General features: G+C 72.0%; 16 protein-coding genes. 11 read left to right on the top strand and 5 right to left on the bottom strand.

All coding sequences use genetic code 11. The features are described 5' to 3' along the window. Window positions 1-85: 85 nt before the first annotated feature. Window positions 86-1372 carry an MFS transporter gene (locus tag AWB89_RS05175; protein ID WP_085096878.1) on the top strand — a complete coding sequence of 429 codons (1287 nt, stop codon included), beginning with the start codon at window positions 86-88 and terminating at the stop codon, window positions 1370-1372. A gap of 1 nt (window position 1373) precedes the next feature. On the opposite strand, the gene dapD is transcribed toward AWB89_RS05175, so the two are convergent. After that, the gene (gene dapD, locus AWB89_RS05170) at window positions 1374-2318 is read right to left on the bottom strand and encodes a 2,3,4,5-tetrahydropyridine-2,6-dicarboxylate N-succinyltransferase (RefSeq protein ID WP_085172066.1); all 945 of its coding nucleotides are present in this window, start codon (window positions 2316-2318) and stop codon (window positions 1374-1376) included. A 65-nt stretch (window positions 2319-2383) separates the two neighbouring features. After that, window positions 2384-2869: a winged helix-turn-helix transcriptional regulator gene (locus tag AWB89_RS05165; RefSeq protein ID WP_085172064.1), complete on the bottom strand. Its 486-nt coding sequence runs from the start codon at window positions 2867-2869 to the stop codon at window positions 2384-2386. A gap of 97 nt (window positions 2870-2966) precedes the next feature. Between AWB89_RS05165 and AWB89_RS05160 the strand changes: the two genes are divergently transcribed. Genes AWB89_RS05160 through dapE form a run of 3 tightly spaced genes read left to right on the top strand, consistent with a single transcriptional unit; the run spans window position 2967 to window position 5761 of the window. Beyond that, a complete protein-coding gene (locus AWB89_RS05160) occupies window positions 2967-3887 on the top strand; it encodes an NAD(P)H-binding protein (protein WP_085172062.1) in 921 nt (306 codons plus the stop codon). Window positions 3888-3933: 46 nt separating this feature from the next. Continuing rightward, entirely contained in the window at window positions 3934-4671 is a 738-nt protein-coding gene (locus tag AWB89_RS05155) for a hypothetical protein (protein WP_085172060.1), read from the top strand. A 25-nt stretch (window positions 4672-4696) separates the two neighbouring features. Next, window positions 4697-5761 (top strand): succinyl-diaminopimelate desuccinylase, encoded by a 1065-nt coding sequence (gene dapE / locus AWB89_RS05150; RefSeq protein WP_085172058.1) that lies wholly within the window; start codon window positions 4697-4699, stop codon window positions 5759-5761. A 6-nt stretch (window positions 5762-5767) separates the two neighbouring features. Here the strand turns inward: dapE and AWB89_RS05145 are convergent, their stop codons facing one another. Then, window positions 5768-7267 (bottom strand): cellulase family glycosylhydrolase, encoded by a 1500-nt coding sequence (locus AWB89_RS05145; protein WP_085172056.1) that lies wholly within the window; start codon window positions 7265-7267, stop codon window positions 5768-5770. 114 nt (window positions 7268-7381) lie between these two features. Continuing rightward, window positions 7382-9499 (bottom strand): ATP-binding cassette domain-containing protein, encoded by a 2118-nt coding sequence (locus AWB89_RS05140; protein ID WP_169716579.1) that lies wholly within the window; start codon window positions 9497-9499, stop codon window positions 7382-7384. A gap of 61 nt (window positions 9500-9560) precedes the next feature. Between AWB89_RS05140 and AWB89_RS05135 the strand changes: the two genes are divergently transcribed. Continuing rightward, entirely contained in the window at window positions 9561-10124 is a 564-nt protein-coding gene (locus tag AWB89_RS05135; RefSeq protein WP_085172054.1) for an LOG family protein, read from the top strand. A 36-nt stretch (window positions 10125-10160) separates the two neighbouring features. Next, a complete protein-coding gene (gene fadD6 / locus AWB89_RS05130; protein ID WP_085172052.1) occupies window positions 10161-11945 on the top strand; it encodes a long-chain-acyl-CoA synthetase FadD6 in 1785 nt (594 codons plus the stop codon). Window positions 11946-12030: 85 nt separating this feature from the next. Here the strand turns inward: fadD6 and AWB89_RS28230 are convergent, their stop codons facing one another. Continuing rightward, a complete protein-coding gene (locus tag AWB89_RS28230; protein ID WP_142282450.1) occupies window positions 12031-13845 on the bottom strand; it encodes a PE family protein in 1815 nt (604 codons plus the stop codon). Between the two features lie 269 nt (window positions 13846-14114). On the opposite strand from AWB89_RS28230, the gene folP reads away from it, so the two are divergent. The 5 genes from folP to AWB89_RS05085 all read left to right on the top strand — a co-directional run bounded on the left by folP (window position 14115) and on the right by AWB89_RS05085 (window position 17229). Continuing rightward, window positions 14115-14939 (top strand): dihydropteroate synthase, encoded by an 825-nt coding sequence (gene folP, locus AWB89_RS05105; protein ID WP_142282467.1) that lies wholly within the window; start codon window positions 14115-14117, stop codon window positions 14937-14939. Next, window positions 14936-15892 (top strand): glucosyl-3-phosphoglycerate synthase, encoded by a 957-nt coding sequence (locus AWB89_RS05100; RefSeq protein ID WP_085172047.1) that lies wholly within the window; start codon window positions 14936-14938, stop codon window positions 15890-15892. Before folP ends, AWB89_RS05100 begins: the two co-directional genes overlap by 4 nt. A gap of 47 nt (window positions 15893-15939) precedes the next feature. Then, window positions 15940-16305, top strand: a complete 366-nt coding sequence (locus tag AWB89_RS05095; protein WP_085172045.1) for a DivIVA domain-containing protein — start codon at window positions 15940-15942, stop codon at window positions 16303-16305. Further along, window positions 16302-16883: a DNA-3-methyladenine glycosylase I gene (locus tag AWB89_RS05090; protein ID WP_085172043.1), complete on the top strand. Its 582-nt coding sequence runs from the start codon at window positions 16302-16304 to the stop codon at window positions 16881-16883. The genes AWB89_RS05095 and AWB89_RS05090 overlap by 4 nt, the downstream gene beginning before the upstream one ends. Before the next feature lie 178 nt (window positions 16884-17061). Beyond that, on the top strand, window positions 17062-17229 hold the full coding sequence (locus AWB89_RS05085; protein ID WP_003406247.1) for a DUF3117 domain-containing protein: 168 nt from the start codon (window positions 17062-17064) through the stop codon (window positions 17227-17229). Window positions 17230-17231 lie beyond the last annotated feature (2 nt).

Raw genomic sequence — 17231 nt, 5'->3', positions numbered from 1 at the left:
CGTCGAGCGAGACGGCAAACCTTCACCTACCGTCGTAGGCGTGACGGAACTGCCGACGGTTGCGGCCGGGGCCGCCTCGACCCCGATGAGGCGGGTGGCGGCGGCGTGTCTGGTCGGCTCGGCGATCGAGTACTACGACTTCCTCATCTACGGCACCGCGGCCGCGCTGGTGTTCCCGACGGTGTTCTTCCCGCGGCTCGGTTCGACGCTCGGTGTCGTCGCCGCGATGGCGACGTTCGCGACGGCGTTCCTGTCCCGGCCGCTGGGCGCGGCCGTCTTCGGGTACTTCGGTGACCGGCTGGGCCGCAAGAAGACGCTGATCGCCACGCTGCTGATCATGGCCGTGTCGACCGTCAGCGTCGGGCTGGTGCCCAGCACGGCCGCCATCGGCGCGGCGGCCCCGTTGATCCTGATCGTGTTGCGGCTCCTGCAGGGGTTCGCCGTCGGCGGCGAATGGGCGGGGTCGGCGCTGCTGAGCGCCGAGTACGCGCCCCCCGGCAAGCGAGGCCGCTACGGCATGTTCACCCTGCTCGGCGCCGGCACCGCGGCGGTGCTCGCCAGCCTGACCTTCCTGGGGGTGAACTTCAGCATCGGGGAGAAGAGCGCCGCGTTCATGCAGTGGGGATGGCGGCTGCCGTTCCTGTTCAGCGCGGGGCTGATCGGGATCGCGCTCTACGTGCGGCTCAACATCGAGGAGACCCCGGTGTTCGCCGCGGAGAAGGCCCGCGACCTGGTGCCCAAGGCGCCGCTGCGAGAGCTGTGGCGGCTGCAGCGCCGCGAGATCCTGCTGGCCGGCGGCAGCCTACTGGGCGGATTCGGCTTCGGCTACCTGGGTCACACCTACCTGCTGATCTACGCCAATTCGCACCTGGGGTACACGCGCGGCTTCATCTGGACGGTGGGCGCGCTGACCGGGCTGGTCAGCATCGCCACCGTCGCGGCTTCGGCCACCCTGTCCGACCGGGTCGGGCGCCGCCGCTTGATGCTGCTGGGCTGGTCGCTGCTGTTGCCGTGGGCGTTCGTGGTGATGCCGTTGCTGAACACCCGCAACCCGGCGCTGTACGTGGTTGCCGTCGTCGGCATGGCCGTCGGCGGTGCGATCGGCTCCGGGCCCACCGCCGCCTTCATCCCGGAGCTGTTCGCCACGCGTTACCGCTACAGCGGATCGGCGCTCGCGCTCAACCTCGCCGGGGTCGTCGGCGGGGCCCTGCCGCCGCTGCTGGCCGGGACGCTCCTCGCGACGTACGGCAGCTGGGCGATCGGCGCCATGCTGGCCGCGCTGACCGCGATCGGCCTGGTCTGCACCTACCTGCTGCCCGAAACCAACGGCACGTCGCTGGGGGCCCGCTTCGAAGAGGTGCCCGGCCGCTAGCTCAGTTGGCGTGCAGGTCCTCGTTGAGCGCGATGCCGTGGCCGTCGCGGGACACCACCTCGACCGCGCCGGTGACCGAGTTGCGCCGGAACAGCAGGTTGTCGGCGCCGGAGAGGTCGCGTGCCTTGACCGCGGTGCCGTCGGGCGTGGTGACCTTGGTGCCGGCGGTGACGTACAGGCCGGCCTCGACGACGCAGTCGTCGCCCAGCGAGATGCCCAGGCCCGCGTTGGCGCCGAGCAGGCACCGCTTGCCGATCGAAATGACTTGCGTGCCACCGCCGGACAGCGTGCCCATGATGGACGCCCCGCCGCCGATGTCCGACCCGTCGCCCACCACGACGCCGGCCGAGATGCGCCCCTCGACCATCGACGCGCCCAGGGTGCCGGCGTTGTAGTTGACGAAGCCCTCGTGCATCACCGTCGTGCCCGGCGCCAGGTGGGCGCCCAGCCGCACCCGGTCGGCGTCGGCGATGCGCACCCCGGTCGGCAGGACGTAGTCGACCATCCGCGGGAACTTGTCCACGCCGTAGACGGTCACCGGACCGTGGCGGCGCAGCCGCGCCCGGACCGCCTCGAAGCCCTCGATCGCGCACGGCCCGCGATTAGTCCACACCACGTTGGTCAATACCCCGAACAGGCCGCCGGCGTTCAGCCCGTGCGGCGCCACCAACCGGTGCGACAGCAGATGCAGGCGCAGGTAGGCGTCGTACGCGTCGGCGGCAACCTCGTCGAGCGAGCCGATGACCGTGCGCACGGCGATGGTCTCGGTGCCGCGCTCGTCGTCGCGGCCGACCAGCGCGACGAGTTCCGGCGGAACGTCCGACAGCGCGAGCCGCGACGTGCCGCCGGTGCCCGATTCCGTCAGTTCCGGTGCGGGAAACCACGTGTCGAGGACCGACCCGTCGTTGGCCAGCGTCGCCAACCCAATGCCTGCAGCTCCAGTCACGCCTCGACACGCTACTTTCCCGGCCGGGCAGAACACAAAAAGGCGGTCCCGACGCCGGCCCCCGCTCAACTGCGCCGGTGGGCGGCGTTTCGTTGGACCCGGATGTCCGCCGAGCGCTTCGTCGGGCTGTCGGTATCGGCGGTCACGCAGACCCCCAGTGTGCGGCCGGTGTCGGCGTCGACGAACGACAGGGGAGCCGCTCCGTCGTGCAGGTACTTGTCGCCCCATTGCACCAGCGCCATGAAGATCGGAAGCAGATCCTCCCCGGCCTCGGTCAGCCGGTATTCGTGTCGCGCACGGCGCCCCGGCACCTGGTAGGGAATGCGGGCAACGATCCGCGCCGTCTCGAGCTGCTTGAGCGCGCGGGATACCGCCGGCGCCGACGTTCCGATCCGCTCCACAAAATCCTCGAACCGCGTTGTGCCGAAGAACAATTCACGGATCACCTGGAAAGCGGTCTTGGTGCTGAGCAGCTCGAGCACCTTCGACATCGAGCAGGCGTCGCCGATCGACCATTGCTGCCGGTCTTGCAGCCGCTCCTCGAACTCCATCCGGGCCCCTCATAACTAATGCTTGCGTTACTCAGCCATCGATGGTTACATCTTACTAACGACATCGTTAGTCAGCAAGCATCGCGGAAGGATCGACATGTCATCCGATCGGCTGTTCCTCATCACCGGCGCCACCGGCAACACCGGCGCGCCCACCGTCAGGCTCCTGCGCGAGGCCGGCCACCGGGTGCGAGCATTCGTGCACCGCGCCGACCGGCGCTCCGAGGCGCTGGCCGCGCTCGGGGCCGAGATCGTCGAAGGCGACCTGCTCGATTTCCGCGCGGTGAGCTCGGCGATGTCCGGTGTCAGCGCCGCCTACTTCTGCTATCCCATCGCCCCGGGCGGCCTGCTGCCCGCCACCGCCATCTTCGCCCAGGCCGCCAGCGAGGCCGGCGTCGAGGCGGTGGTCAACATGTCCCAGATCTCGGCGCGGCGTGAGGCGAAAAGCCATGCCGCCCAGCAGCATTGGCTGGCCGAACGGCTACTCGACCGCTCCGCGTTCGGCACCACCCACCTGCGCCCGACCTTCTTCGCGGAGTGGTTGATTTGGCAATGGCTTCGCAACGGCAACGAAGGCGTGCTGCCGCTGCCGTTCGGCAACGGTCGCCACGCTCCCATCGCCGGATACGACCAGGCCCGGGTGATCGCCGCGATCCTGCAAAACCCCGCCCCGCACGACCGCCAGGTCTACCCGCTGGTCGGTGCCGAGGAGCTCGACCACTACGGCATCGCCGATCAAATGGCGGACACGCTCGGCATCCCGGTTCGCTACGAGCCGGTCGACATCCCCGCGTTCGCGGCGGCCCTGTCGGCCCACGGCATGCCGGACTTTTTTGTGCAACACATCAGCAGCGTCGCCCAGGACTACCGCGACGGCATTTTTGCGGGCGAGAACAACCTCGTCGAGGTCGTCGGCGGGCACAAACCCATGACCGTCGCCCACTTCGTCACCGCCAACCGCGCCGCCTTCGAACGCGACGGCCACTTCGCGCTGCGCGAGCTGCTCGCGGCGGCCTAGGCCAGACGAAACCCCTTGCCCCGCTGAGCCGTTAGGAGAACACAACATGAGCGATCTGCTCGACGACGTCATCGCCGCGCACGGCGGCATCAAGCGGTGGCGTGAGGTCCGCACCGTGTCGACCGGTCTGCGATCTTGGGGGCGGACCTGGTCGCTCAAAGGCCAACCGACGCTGCTCGCCGACGGACGCGCCGAGGCCGAGACTGAAAGGCAGGCCCTGCAACTCCATCCGTTCACCGCCGACGACGCGCGCGGCTTCTACACCCCCGACCGGGTCTGGATCGAATCCGTGGACGGGACGATCCGGGAGGATCGCCGGAACCCGCGCGACGCCTTCGCCGGGCACTCTCTGCAAACACCGTGGGATCACCTGCACGGCTTGTACTTCGCGGGCTATGCGCTGTGGAACTACTTCAACCTGCCGTTCGTGGCGACCAGACCCGATGTCGACGCGCAGGAGATCGATCCCTGGCGCGAGGGACCGGGACAGGACTGGCGGCGACTGCGGCTCACGTTCCCGTCCCACATCGCCACCCACTGCCCCGTTCAGGTTCTCTACATCGACAACGACGGGCTCATCGCCCGCCATGACTACGCACCCGAGGTCCTGGGCTCCAACGGCGCCGCCCACTACCTGTACGACTACGCCGATTACGACGGCATCATGTTCCCCGGGAAGCGAAAAGTGTTGCCGCGTCCCGCCGATAACCGTCCGGTGCCGCCGGACGATCCCGAATCCTTGCTGATCGGCATCGAATTCGCGGGGGACTACGTCCTGGCCTGACCGCCCCGAGGGCTAGGCTGGTTTCGTGCTGGACTTGCGCGGGGACCCGATCGAGCTGACCGCTGCGCTGGTCGACATCCCCAGCGAATCCCGCGACGAGGCGCGCCTGGCCGACGAGGTGGAGGCCGCCCTGCGCGCCCAGACGTCGGGCTTCGAGATTGTCCGCAGCGGCAATGCGGTGCTGGCGCGCACCCGGGCGCGGCGGCGCATGCGCGTGCTGCTGGCGGGGCACCTCGACACCGTCCCGGTGGCGGACAACCTGCCCAGCCGCCGCGAGGGCGGCGACCTGTACGGCTGCGGCACCGCCGACATGAAGGCCGGCGACGCGGTGTTCCTGCACCTGGCCGCGACCGTGGAAGCGCCGGTGCACGACCTGACGCTGGTGTTCTACGACTGCGAGGAAATCGACGCCGCCGCAAACGGTTTGGGCCGCATCGAGCGCGAGCTGCCGGACTGGTTGGCCGCCGACGTCGCGATCCTGGGCGAGCCCACCGGCGGCTACATCGAGGCCGGTTGCCAGGGCACTCTGCGCGTGGTGATCAGCGCGACCGGCACGCGCGCCCACTCGGCGCGGGCCTGGTTGGGCGACAACGCCATTCACAAGCTCGGCGCCGTGCTGGACCGGCTGGCCTCCTACCGCGCCCGCACCGTCGACATCGACGGCTGCGAGTACCGGGAGGGATTGTCGGCGGTGCGCATCGACGGCGGCGTCGCCGGCAACGTGATCCCCGACGCCGCCTCGGTGACGGTCAACTTCCGCTTTGCCCCGGACCGGTCGGTGGACGCGGCGCTGCAGCACGTGCGCGAGGTGTTCGACGGCCTCGACGTGCACATCGAGCGGACCGACGCCGCCGCCGGCGCCCTGCCGGGGCTGTCGCAGCCCGCCGCCAAGGCGCTGGTGGAGGCCGCCGGCGGGCGGGTGCGCGCGAAATACGGGTGGACCGACGTGGCGCGGTTCGCCGCGCTGGGCGTCCCCGCGGTCAATTTCGGCCCGGGCGATCCCAACCTCGCGCACACCCGCGACGAGCGGGTGCCGGTCGCCAACATCACCGCCGCGGTGGAGATGCTGCGGCGCTACCTGAGCGCGTAGCCGCGGTTACGCCGGGGCCACGACCACGTCGACGGCGCCGACGCCCGGGTTGGCGACGACGGCCAGCACCGGGGCGTTGGGCGGCGAAACCACCTGTCCGCCTGCGACGCTCACCTGATAGCCGTTCGGATACTCGATGGGCGGCACCGAGATGAGCGTCTGCGCGCCCGGCGCGAAACTGCCGGTGCGGTCGGCCCGCGCGGTCGAGTAGCACAGCCGGAACACGCTCGACCGAAACGACCAGTCCCGCGGCGTCCCGGCGACCACCTGGGGGTAGGGGGACGCGAGCACCCCGAGCTTCGGGACGTTGACGTTGGCGCCCGTCGGCGGCTGGGCGGGGTTGAACACCAGCGCCTGGTCGGTCGGCGAGGAGCTCGTCTTGTCGTTGCCGGTGTACGCCCACTCCAGCCAGCCCATCCGCTGGTGGTCGGTGTGGCGCATCACCTCCGCGAGGTTGTTCAGGTCGTTGGTGGCGCCGAACTCCGTCAGCAGCGGCGGGACGTGGTGGAAGTCCGCGTAGAGGTTGGCGTTGGTGATCGTGAGGCCGTCCTGGAAGCGGCAGGTGATGTTCTTGTGCAACGCCGATTCGATGGCGCAGTAGTCGTGGAACGAGAACCCGGTGCTCGGGTCGGCCACCCCGCCGATGTCGGTGTGAACGCCCTCGTCGGACAGCGTGTTCGGCTCGAAGAACACCATCGTGGTGGGGTCGGCCGTGCGAATCACCGGCACCACCTTCCGGTAGAACACGGTCAGCTTGTGGTCCTGGATCGGGCAGCCCAGCACGAAGTTGAAGCAGCCCTCCCAGATGAAGCCGGGCCACGGCTCGTTCAAAATCTCGTAGCCGAAGACGCCCGGGTTGCCGTGGAAGAAGCCGGCGACGTGGGCCCACGCGCGCGCGTAGTGGTCCTGCAGCCCGATCCCGTCGGGCGCCGGGGCGTCCCGCCAGAAGGCGTTCCAGGCGAACTCCTCGGCGGGGTTGAGGAAGTAGTTGCCGGGGAAGCCCAGCTGCGGGTTGGGCAGCCCGGCCGTCTTCACCGCCCACGCCGGCGCCCCCTCGCCCTGGAACGCCTCGTTGTAGAGGTCCTGATGGAAGTCGAGCAGGCTGACGATGCCGTGCGACGCCAGCGTCGCCACCGTCTGCGCGATCGAGTTCAGATAGTTGTCGTCGTAGCTGAGCGGCTGCGGCTCCACCGCGGCCCAGATGACCCCCACCCGCATCGCGTTGAAGCCGTTGGCCTGCAGAAACGCCGCGTCGTCGTCGCCGAACCCGTCGGCCGACGGCGTGTAGGGCGGCAGCTTGTAGACCTGGTTGAGCCCGTGCAGGATGACGACGCGCCCGTCGGCGTCGGTCATCCAACGGCCGGCGTGGCCGAGCGGCAGCGTCGGCCCCGTCAGCGCGGCCCGGGCGGCGGGCGGGGTGACGACCGTCGACGCGTCAGTCGTCAGCGCGGCGATCAGCAAACCGGCCGCGAGCAGTCTGGCCGCACGCGAAGGGCGGATACGCATCCAGCCTCCCACCGCCGAGCGAAGTCACCTTCGGAAACAGTGAGGCGTAAGAGTCACCGTCGTAGCACGGCGGCGTCACGGTTCGCGCACGATGCGGCGAGCCCGTTTGCGGCACTAAGCGCCGAGGCGGTCCGCCTGCGCGGCGGCATCGGCGGCCGCCGCCCGCATCCCGACCGCCGCGAGTTGCTCCGCGGCGGCCCGCAGCGCCGCGCCGTCACCGGCCGCCAACGCCCGCGCGTGGGCGAGCGCGAGCCCGCCCGCCACGCAGTCGACCTCGCCGCACAGCCGGGCGAGGGGATCCGCCGCGCGGGTGTCCCCGAGGCGGACGGCCTCGTGCCAGGCGCGCAGCGCCACGGCCGCCTGCCCGCCCCGTTCGGCCATCCGGGCGGCGTCGCGGGCGGCGGCCACCGCGCCGTGCGCGTCGCGCATCGTCGCCAGCCGCCACGCCCGCGCCACGCCGAGCTCGGGGCCGAACAGCGCCGACTTGGTGCCGTGCCGGGATTCGGCCCTGCTCAACGCCTTCGCCGTCGCGGCCGTGTCGCCCTGCTGGGCCAACGCGATGGCCAGCAGCGTCAGCGACAGCGGCCCCCAGGAGTAGCCGGTGCGTTCCAGGGTGGCGGCCGCCGGGGCGAGCAGCTCCGCGGCCGCGCCGAATTCGCCGTCGGCGATCAGCACGTGCGCCAGCAGCACCTCGCCGATCGCGCGGCCGGGCTGCTGCAGTTCGGCGAAGTCGGTGAACTGCTGGGCCACTTCGCGGGCGTCGGCCAGCCGGCCCGCCATCAGCAGCGCGGTGGTCTGGCCCAGCCCGATGGTGAAGCGCAGCAGCCCGGGGTGCTCGGCGGCCAGGGCGCGCTGCGCCAGCGGTTCGACGTCGCCGAACCGGCCCTGCCGCGCCGCGCACAGCGCGGACGCGCTGGCGGCCCAGGCCACCGCCTGGTCATCGGCCGCCGGCGACGCAAGCACCTCGCCGGCGACCTTGACGGCGTAGCCGACGTTGCCCGCGTTCATCGCGAAGGTGGCGCTCAGCGCGTCGAGCGTGGTGCGCGGGCCCGCCTCCGAAACCCGGCCGCGGATGGTCCGCAGGAAGGCCGTCGCCCGTTCGGGCTCGCTGAGCATCCAGAACTGGTTGGCCGCCCGCAGCAACGCCCAGTCCATCAGCGCCGGCTCGGCCAGCGCGCCCGCGTCCACGGCGCCCAGCACCGCGTCCGCCTCGCGGCCGCGGCCCTGCCACGCCAGCGCGTGGGCCAGCGCCAGCCGCGCCGCCAGCCCCCCGGAGCGGTCCAGTGCCGCGCGGGCCAGGCGTTCGCCCAGCGCGAGGTCACCCAGCCGCAACGCCTGCTGCGCGGCGGCGGCGACGTCGGCGGCGCGCTGCGGGGCGTCGCTGTCGAGCGCCAGCGACGCCAGCCGCAGCCGGTCGCTGAGGTGCTCCGACGGGTGCTGCGCCAGCACCCCGACCACCTCGGTGCGCCGCCGCCGCGCCTCCTCGGCGCCGAGCGTGGCCAGCGCGCGCTCGGCGAACAGCGGGTGCGCGGTGTAGACCACCGGGTCGTCGGAGCGCCCGCCCCGCGACCGCGTCTCCGCCGCGCCGAGCTCCTCCGCCGCGGCGACCGCGCCCGCGCCCGCGAGGGCGGTCAGGTCGGCGAGCGAGAGGGGCTCCGCGACCGCGAGGTAGTCCAGCACTGCCCGGGCCGGGGCGGGCAGCTCGGCGAGGAAGGCGTCGACCTCGGCGCGCCCGGTCTGCCCGCCGGGCGCCTCGACGTCGATCCGGTCCAGCAGGCCGTCGGTCCACAGGGCCGCGATGGCGTCGGGGGCTTTGTCGGCGCGGGCGGTCACGATCATCCGGGCCGTGCCGGCCAGCGCCAACTGGTACACCAGCGTCGCCGACAGCACGTCGAGCTCGTGGGCGTCGTCGACGACGAGCAACAGATCGCCCTGCCCGTCGAGCGACGCGCGGGCCGACCGCAGCAGCGCCGCCGGCTTGCCGATCTCGGAGATCGCCACCAGGTGGCCGAACGCCCCGAACGGGACCGCGCGCTCGGTCGGGGTGCCGGTGACCCAACGGGTGAGCGTGCCCGGGTGCGCGGCGGCGTAGCCCTCGGCGGCCAACCGGGCCAGGGTCGATTTGCCGCACCCGTCGGGCCCCAGCACGACGGCCCCCCGGCCGGCCGCCACGGCGCCGTTCAGCCGCTCCAACGTCTCCTCGTGCTGGGGGACGTTCCATCGCATCGGCACCCGCCGGATTTTATTGCGCGCGGTGTGCGTGGCGCATCGGGCTTGGTCTACGTTTCGTTGTATGCGCCCGGAACGCGACCCGTCAGCCCCCTGGGCGGTCTGCGTGTACTGCGCGTCGGGACCCGAGCATCCCGAATTGCTCGCGCTCGCTTCGGAACTCGGCGAGGCGATCGCCGAACGCGGCTGGACCCTGGTGTGGGGCGGCGGCCGGGTGTCCGCGATGGGCGCGGTGGCGAGCGCGGCGCGCGCCCGCGGCGGGCGGACCGTCGGCGTGATCCCGCAGCACCTGATGCGCCTCGAGGTCGCCGACGTCCAGGCCGACGAGCTGATCGTCAGCGACACCATGCACGAGCGCAAGCAGATCATGGAGGACCGCGCCGACGCGTTCATCGTGCTGCCCGGCGGCGTGGGCACCCTCGACGAGCTGTTCGACGCGTGGACCACCGGTTTTCTCGGGGTGCACGACAAGCCGGTCGTGTTGCTCGACCCCTTCGGGCACTACGAGGGCCTGTGGCTGTGGCTGTGCGGAGTGGCCGACCGCGGCTACATCACGCAAGCGGCGATGGACCGGTTGGTGCTGGTCGATAAGGTGGGTGCCGCAGTGGAGGCGTGCGCACCCGCGTGAGGGCGCCGTAGGGGACTTACAGGAATAGAGGAAAACGTGTCCGACCACGACGGGGGAGCGCGCACAGCGGTCAGGCTGACCGACATCGCATCGCGGGTGCCGGGAGTGCTGGCCGACGTCCCGGTGATCATGCGGGGTGCGCTGACCGGGCTGCTGGCGCAGCCGGGCTCCAAGAAATCGATCGGCACGGTGTTCGCCGACCGCGCCGCCCGCTACGGCGACCGGGTCTTCCTGCGGTTCGGCGACCAGCAGCTGACCTACCGCGACGCGAACGCGGCCGCCAACCGCTACGCCGCGGTGCTGGCCGCGCACGGCGTCGGCAGCGGCGACGTCGTCGCGATCATGTTGCGCAACTCGCCCCAGGCGGTGCTGGCGATGCTGGCCGCGGTCAAGTGCGGCGCCGTCGCCGGGATGATCAACTACCACCAGCGCGGCGAGGTGCTGTCGCACAGCCTGGGCCTGCTGGACGCCAAGGTGCTCATCGCCGAGACCGACCTGGTGAGCGCGGTGGCCGAGTGCGGCGGCGCGGGCGCGACCGAGACGATGACCGTCGAGGACCTGGAGCGATTCGCCGTCAGCGCACCGGCCACCAACCCGGCGTCGGCCTCGGCCGTGCGGGCCCGCGACACCGCGTTCTACATCTTCACCTCGGGCACAACGGGTTTCCCGAAGGCCAGCGTGATGACGCACCTGCGGTGGCTGAAGGCGCTGGCCGCGTTCGGCGGCATCGGGTTGCGGCTGAAGAGCTCCGACACGCTGTACAGCTGCCTGCCGCTGTACCACAACAACGCGCTGACGGTGGCGCTGTCGTCGGTGATCAACTCCGGCGCGACGCTGGCCCTGGGCAAGTCGTTTTCGGCGTCGAAGTTCTGGGACGAGGTGATCGCCAGCGAGGCCACCGCGTTCATCTACATCGGCGAGATCTGCCGGTACCTGCTCAACCAGCCGGCCAAGCCGACCGACCGCCGGCACAAGGTGCGGGTGATCGCCGGCAACGGGCTGCGCCCGGAGATCTGGGACGAGTTCACCAACCGGTTCGGGATCGCGCGCGTCTGCGAGTTCTACGCCTCCAGCGAGGGCAACACCGCCTTCATCAACGTCTTCAACGTGCCCAGGAGCACCGGCGTCTTCCCGATGCCGCTGGCCTACGTGGAGTACGACCCCGACACCGGTGAGCCGCTGCGCGACGAGAACGGCCGGGTGCGCCGGGTGCCGCCCGGCCAGCCCGGCCTGCTGCTGAGCCCGGTCAACCGGCTGCAGCCCTTCGACGGCTACACCGACAAGGAGTCGAGCGAAAAGAAGTTGGTGCGCAACGCTTTTCGCGAGGGCGACTGCTGGTTCAACTCGGGCGACGTGATGAGCCCGCAGGGCATGGGCCACGCCGCGTTCGTCGACCGGCTCGGCGACACGTTCCGGTGGAAGGGCGAGAACGTCGCGACGACCCAGGTCGAGGCGGCGCTGGCCTCCGACAAGTCCGTCGAGGAGTGCACGGTGTTCGGCGTCGAGATTCCGCGCACCGGCGGCCGCGCCGGGATGGCCGCGGTCCAGCTGCGCGAGGGCGCCGAGTTCGACGGGCAGTCCCTGGCCCGCGCCGTGTACGACGAGCTGCCGCCGTACGCGCTGCCGTTGTTCGTGCGGGTGGTCAAGACGCTGGAGCACACCACGACGTTCAAGAGCCGCAAGGTGGAGCTGCGCGAGCAGGCCTACGGCCCCGACGTCGAAGACCCGCTGTACGTGCTGGCCGGCCGCGACGAGGGCTATGTGCCGTACTACGACGAGTACCCCGAGGAAGTCGCCGAGGGTAAGCGCCCGAAGGGCTGACGTCCGCCGAGTGCGCGGCCAGCCGCACGTTCGGCGTCCGATGTGCGGCTGGCCGCACACTCGCCGATGCGTGTGCCCGTCGGTGCTAGCCGCCGTTGCCGCCGGTGCCGCCGAAGGCGCTTCCGGCGGCGCCCAAAACGACGGCGGCGCCGCCGCCACCACCTCCGCCGGTATGTCCGGTGCCACCGGGGCCGACGATGCCGCCGGCGCCGACTGCGCCAGGACCGCCGTTTTGACCGGCCGGACCGGCGGCGCCGCCGCTCAGCAAGTCGGCGCCGCCGCCGGCGCCGCCGGCGCCGCCGGCGCCGCCGAAGATACCGCCGATACCGCCGCCGCCCCCGCCGCCCCCGCCGGCGGCGTCGAAGGTGTTGGCGCCGCCGGAGCCCGCGCCAGCGAGGCCGCCTTGGCCACCGCCGGTGCCGCCCGCGCTGACGCCGTCCTCGTGACCATTGTTGACGGTGTTGGCACCGACGGTGGCGATGGCGCCGCCGCCGCCACCACCACCGGGCCCGCCGATAGCGCCGGTGACCCCGGCGGGGCCGCCGCCCCCACCACCGGTGCCGCCGCTGGCGATGGCGTCGGCGCTGGTGTGGCCGATGCCGAAGGACTCGACCCCACCGCCGGTGCCGCCGGTGCCACCGGTGCCGCCGGTGCCACCGCCGGTGCTGTCGCCGCCGGTCCCTCCGCTGCCACCGCCCCCGCCCATGACAAAGCCGGTGGGATTGCTGACCGTGGCGCTGAAGCTGCCGCTGCCGCCGTTGCCGCCGTGGCCGCCGTTGCCGCCGTTGCCGGTGCTGGCACCGCCGTTGCCGCCGTTTCCGCCTTGGCCGGGGCCGTCGAGGCCGAAGGTGCTATTGCCGCCGGGGCCGCCGTCGCCGCCGTTGCCACCGGTGCCTGCGGCGCCCGCGATGGCGCCGGGGCCGCCAGCGGTGCCACCCAGGCCGGCGGCGCCGCCGTTGCCGCCGCTGCCGCCATGCCCACCGCCGTTGGCGGTGCCGTCGTCGAAGGCGCCGCCACCGCCCTGGCCGCCCTGGCCGCCGTTGCCGCCGGCGCCGCCGTTGCCGTTGGCACCCGCATGGCCGCCGAACATTCCCGCCACCCCCTCGGCTTGGCCGCCGACCCCGCCCTGGCCACCGTTGCCGCCCTGGCCGCCGTCGGTGCCGCTGAAGGCGTTGACTGGGCCGCCGAACGCGCCGTCGGGGCCGTTGCCGCCCTGCCCGCCGGTCCCGCCGATACCGCCGGCACCGCCGGCACCGCCGTTGCCGAAGATCAACCCGCCGTTGCCGCCGGCGCCGCCCATCCCGGCGTTGCCGCCGAGGCCGCCATTGGTGCTCTGGGTCGCGTCGCCCGTGGTGCCGGTGATGCCCGTTCCCCCGGTCCCGCCGCGGCCGCCGCTGCCGAACAGCCAGGCGTTACCGCCCCGGCCGCCGGGCTGCCCGGGCGCGCCGGAGCCGCCGTCGCCGCCGTCGCCCCACAACAGCCCGCCGGGCCCGCCGGGCTGCCCGGTGCCCGGTGCGCCGTTGATGCCCTTGCCGATCAGCGGGGTGCCCAACAGCAGCTCGGTGGGCAGGTTGATCACCCCGCGCACGTCTTGCCACGCGGTCTGCAGCGGCGAGGCGTTGGCCGCCTCGGTGGCCGCGTAGGCGCCGGCGGCCCCGCCGAGGGTTTGCACGAATTCGGCATGGAAGGCCGCCGCCTGCGCGCTGAGCGCCTGAAAGGCCTGCCCGTGCCCGGAAAACAGCGCCGCCACCGCCGTCGACACCTCGTCCTGCGCGGCGGCCACCACCGCGGTTGTCGGACCCGCGGCCGCCGCGTTCGCGGCGGTCACCGCCGAGCCGATATTGGCCAGATCCGTTGCCGCGGCGTTCATGAACTCGGGCGCCGCAATCAGCAGCGACATCGCCGCCTCCCTTCGATCCAGGGCATTCGCTGTGAAGTGTGCGCGGGCGGGCGGCCCCGGTTGATGGGGAATTTTCCCCATTTATTTGTGCCCGCGCGCGTCGCCCGGCGGTGCCGCCTGGACCGCTGACGCTGGCCGAGTGTGCGGCCAGCCGCACGTTCGGCGTCCGGTGTGCGGCTGGCCGCACACTCGCGGGGCAGACCAGGCACCATGTACGGGTGCAGTCCACGCTCTGCGGCCGGCCCGTCGCCGGCGATCGCCCGCTGATCATGGCGATCGTCAACCGCACCCCGGATTCGTTCTTCGACCGGGGCGCGACGTTCAGCGACGAGGCCGCCCGGGACGCCGCGCACCAGGCGATTGGGGACGGCGCCGACGTCATCGACGTCGGCGGGGTGAAGGCCGGCCCGGGCGAGACGGTCGACGAGGCCACCGAGATCGCCCGGCTGGTGCCGTTCATCGAATGGCTGCGCGGCGCCTACCCCGACCAGCTGATCAGCGTCGACACCTGGCGCTCCGGGGTGGCCAGGGTGGCCTGCGCCGCGGGCGCCGACCTGATCAACGACACCTGGGGCGGCATCGACCCGGCCCTGCCCGAGGTGGCCGCCGAGTTCGGCGCGGGTCTGGTGTGCTCGCACACCGGCGGCGCCCAGCCGCGCACGCGGCCGTTCCGGGTGAGCTACGGAACGACCACGCGGGGCGTGCTCGACGACGTCATCGGCCGGGTGACCGCGGCGGCGGAGCGGGCGGTCGCGGCGGGGGTGGCCCGCGACCGGGTGCTCATCGACCCCGCCCACGATTTCGGCAAGAACACCTTCCACGGGCTAGTTTTGTTGCGCCACGTGGGCGATCTGGTTAAGACGGGGTGGCCCGTCCTGCTCGCTTTGAGCAACAAGGACTTCGTCGGGGAGACTTTGGGTGTGGAACTGACCGAACGGCTCGAGGGAACGCTGGCGGCCACCGCGCTGGCGGCGGCGGCCGGCGTCCGGATGTTTCGGGTGCACCAGGTCGCGGCCACCCGGCGGGTGCTCGAGATGGTGTCCTCGATCCAGGGGACGCGCCCGCCCGCGCGCACGGTGCGGGGGCTGGCATGACGGAGCTGGTAGACCTCGCCAGCGAGGGGGTGCTCGCCGCGCGGCCCGGCGACGTCTGGCTGTCCGACCGCAATTGGAACCGGCCCGGCTGGACGGTCGGCGAACTCGAAGACGCGAAGGCCGGGCGGACCATCTCCGTCGTGCTGCCCGCCCTCAACGAGGAAGCCACCGTCTCCTCGGTGATCGAAAGCATCTCGCCGCTGGTGGACGGCCTGGTCGACGAGCTGATCGTGCTGGACTCCGGCTCCACCGACGACACCGAGATCCGCGCGATCGCGGCGGGCGCCCGCGTCGTCAGCCGCGAGCAGGCGCTGCCCGAGGTGCCCGTCCGGCCCGGCAAGGGCGAGGTGCTGTGGCGTTCGCTCGCCGCCACCAGCGGCGACATCGTGGTGTTCGTCGATTCCGACCTGATCAATCCGCACCCGATGTTCGTGCCGTGGCTGGTGGCCCCGCTCCTCGCCGGCGACGGCATTCACCTGGTGAAGAGCTTCTATCGGCGGCCGCTGGGCGGCGCCGACGCGGGTGGCGGACGGGTCACCGAGCTGGTCGCCCGGCCGTTGCTGGCGGCGCTGCGCCCGGAGCTGGGGTGCATCCTGCAGCCGCTCGGCGGCGAGTACGCGGCCAGCCGGGAGCTGCTGACGTCGGTGCCGTTCGCGCCGGGCTACGGCGTGGAGATCGGCGTGCTGGTGGACACCTTCGACCGGCTGGGGCTGGACGCGATCGCGCAGGTCAACCTCGGGGTGCGGGCGCACCGCAACCGCCCGCTGCCCGAGCTGGGCGTGATGAGCCGCCAGGTCATCGCGACCCTGCTCTCGCGCTGCGGGATCCCCGATTCCGGGGTGGGCCTGACCCAGTTTTTCGCCGACGGCGCCGACGGTTACGGCTACACCGCGCACACCGCGCCGGTGTCGCTGGAGGACCGGCCGCCGATCCAGGGACTGCGGCCGCGCTAGGGCCCACGCCGGTCGGGATGTCGGCGGGATAGGGCAATATCGAACGCGTGGCGTTGGTGTTGCTGTACCTGGTGGTGCTGGTCCTGGTGGCGATCGTGCTGTTCGGCGCGGCCAGCCTGCTGTTCGGCCGCGGCGAGCAGCTGCCGCCGTTGCCGCGGGGGACCACGGCGACCGTGCTGCCCGCCTACGGCGTCACCGGCGCCGACGTCGACGCCGTCAAATTCACCCAGGTGCTGCGCGGATACAAGACCAGCGAGGTGGACTGGGTGCTGGACCGGCTCGCCCGCGAGCTCGAGGCGCTGCGCGGCCAGCTGGCCGCGGTGCACGCCCCGCCCGCCGCCGACGACGAGACCGAGGCCGAACCCGATTCCGTGGAACCGCGCGACGGCGAGGATCGTCAGGAATCAATGTGAGCGATGACGGGCTGGTGCGGTGCGGCTGGGCGGCCATTCGTCCCGGGCCGGACTTCGAGATGTACCGCGACTACCACGACCAGGAATGGGGCCGCGCGCTGCACGACGGGGTGGCGCTGTTCGAGCGGATGAGCCTGGAGGCCTTCCAGAGCGGCCTGTCGTGGCTGATCATCCTGCGCAAACGGGAGAACTTCCGGCGTGCCTTCGACGGGTTCGACATCGAGACGGTCGCCGGGTACACCGACGCCGACGTGCAGCGGCTGATGGCCGACACCGGCATCGTCCGTAACCGGGCCAAGATCGACGCGACCATCGCCAACGCCCGCGCCGCCGCCGAGCTGGGTTCCGCCGAGGACCTGTCCAAGCTGCTGTGGTCGTTCGCGCCGTCACCGCGTCCCCGCCCCGCCGACGGCTCCGAAATCCCCTCCGCGAGCGCCGAGTCGAAGGCGATGGCCGCCGAGCTGAAACGGCGCGGATTCCGCTTCGTCGGGCCGACCACCGCCTACGCGCTGATGCAGGCGACCGGCATGGTTGACGACCACATTCGCGGTTGCTGGGTGCCGGCAAACCCGCGTTGAGGGCCCCGATGAGGTGTCAGAAGCGGGTCTTGGTGTAACTGCCGCCCCGGATAGGGAACAATGGGGGGGTGATTTGGCAGTTCAATGTCGGGTATGGCTGGAATTCCACTGGCGGGGCATGCTCGGCGCCGACCAGGTCCGCGACGTCGGGCCAGCTCGAATCTGGAGGGAGCACTCGATGGCGGCGATGAAGCCCCGTACCGGAGACGGTCCTTTGGAAGCGACCAAGGAGGGGCGCGGCATCGTTATGCGAGTACCGCTCGAGGGCGGCGGTCGGCTGGTCGTTGAGCTGACGCCGGACGAAGCCGCCGCCCTGGGCGACGAACTCAAGGGCGTCACCAGCTAAGC

Origin of the sequence: Mycobacterium paraense (genome assembly GCF_002101815.1) — a bacterium.
GTDB lineage: Bacteria > Actinomycetota > Actinomycetes > Mycobacteriales > Mycobacteriaceae > Mycobacterium > Mycobacterium paraense.
This window is presented reverse-complemented; position numbering and strand designations above follow the sequence as displayed.

Excerpts from the sequence above, each read along its gene's own strand:
- AWB89_RS05175 (WP_085096878.1), top strand. The coding sequence starts at position 86 with ATGAGGCGGGTGGCGGCGGCGTGTCTGGTCGGCTCGGCGATCGAGTAC.
- AWB89_RS05165 (WP_085172064.1), bottom strand. The coding sequence starts at position 2,869 with ATGGAGTTCGAGGAGCGGCTGCAAGACCGGCAGCAATGGTCGATCGGC.
- AWB89_RS05160 (WP_085172062.1), top strand. The coding sequence starts at position 2,967 with ATGTCATCCGATCGGCTGTTCCTCATCACCGGCGCCACCGGCAACACC.
- AWB89_RS05155 (WP_085172060.1), top strand. The coding sequence starts at position 3,934 with ATGAGCGATCTGCTCGACGACGTCATCGCCGCGCACGGCGGCATCAAG.
- AWB89_RS05145 (WP_085172056.1), bottom strand. The coding sequence starts at position 7,267 with ATGCGTATCCGCCCTTCGCGTGCGGCCAGACTGCTCGCGGCCGGTTTG.
- AWB89_RS05135 (WP_085172054.1), top strand. The coding sequence starts at position 9,561 with ATGCGCCCGGAACGCGACCCGTCAGCCCCCTGGGCGGTCTGCGTGTAC.
- AWB89_RS28230 (WP_142282450.1), bottom strand. The coding sequence starts at position 13,845 with ATGTCGCTGCTGATTGCGGCGCCCGAGTTCATGAACGCCGCGGCAACG.
- folP (WP_142282467.1), top strand. The coding sequence starts at position 14,115 with ATGGCGATCGTCAACCGCACCCCGGATTCGTTCTTCGACCGGGGCGCG.
- AWB89_RS05100 (WP_085172047.1), top strand. The coding sequence starts at position 14,936 with ATGACGGAGCTGGTAGACCTCGCCAGCGAGGGGGTGCTCGCCGCGCGG.
- AWB89_RS05085 (WP_003406247.1), top strand. The coding sequence starts at position 17,062 with ATGGCGGCGATGAAGCCCCGTACCGGAGACGGTCCTTTGGAAGCGACC.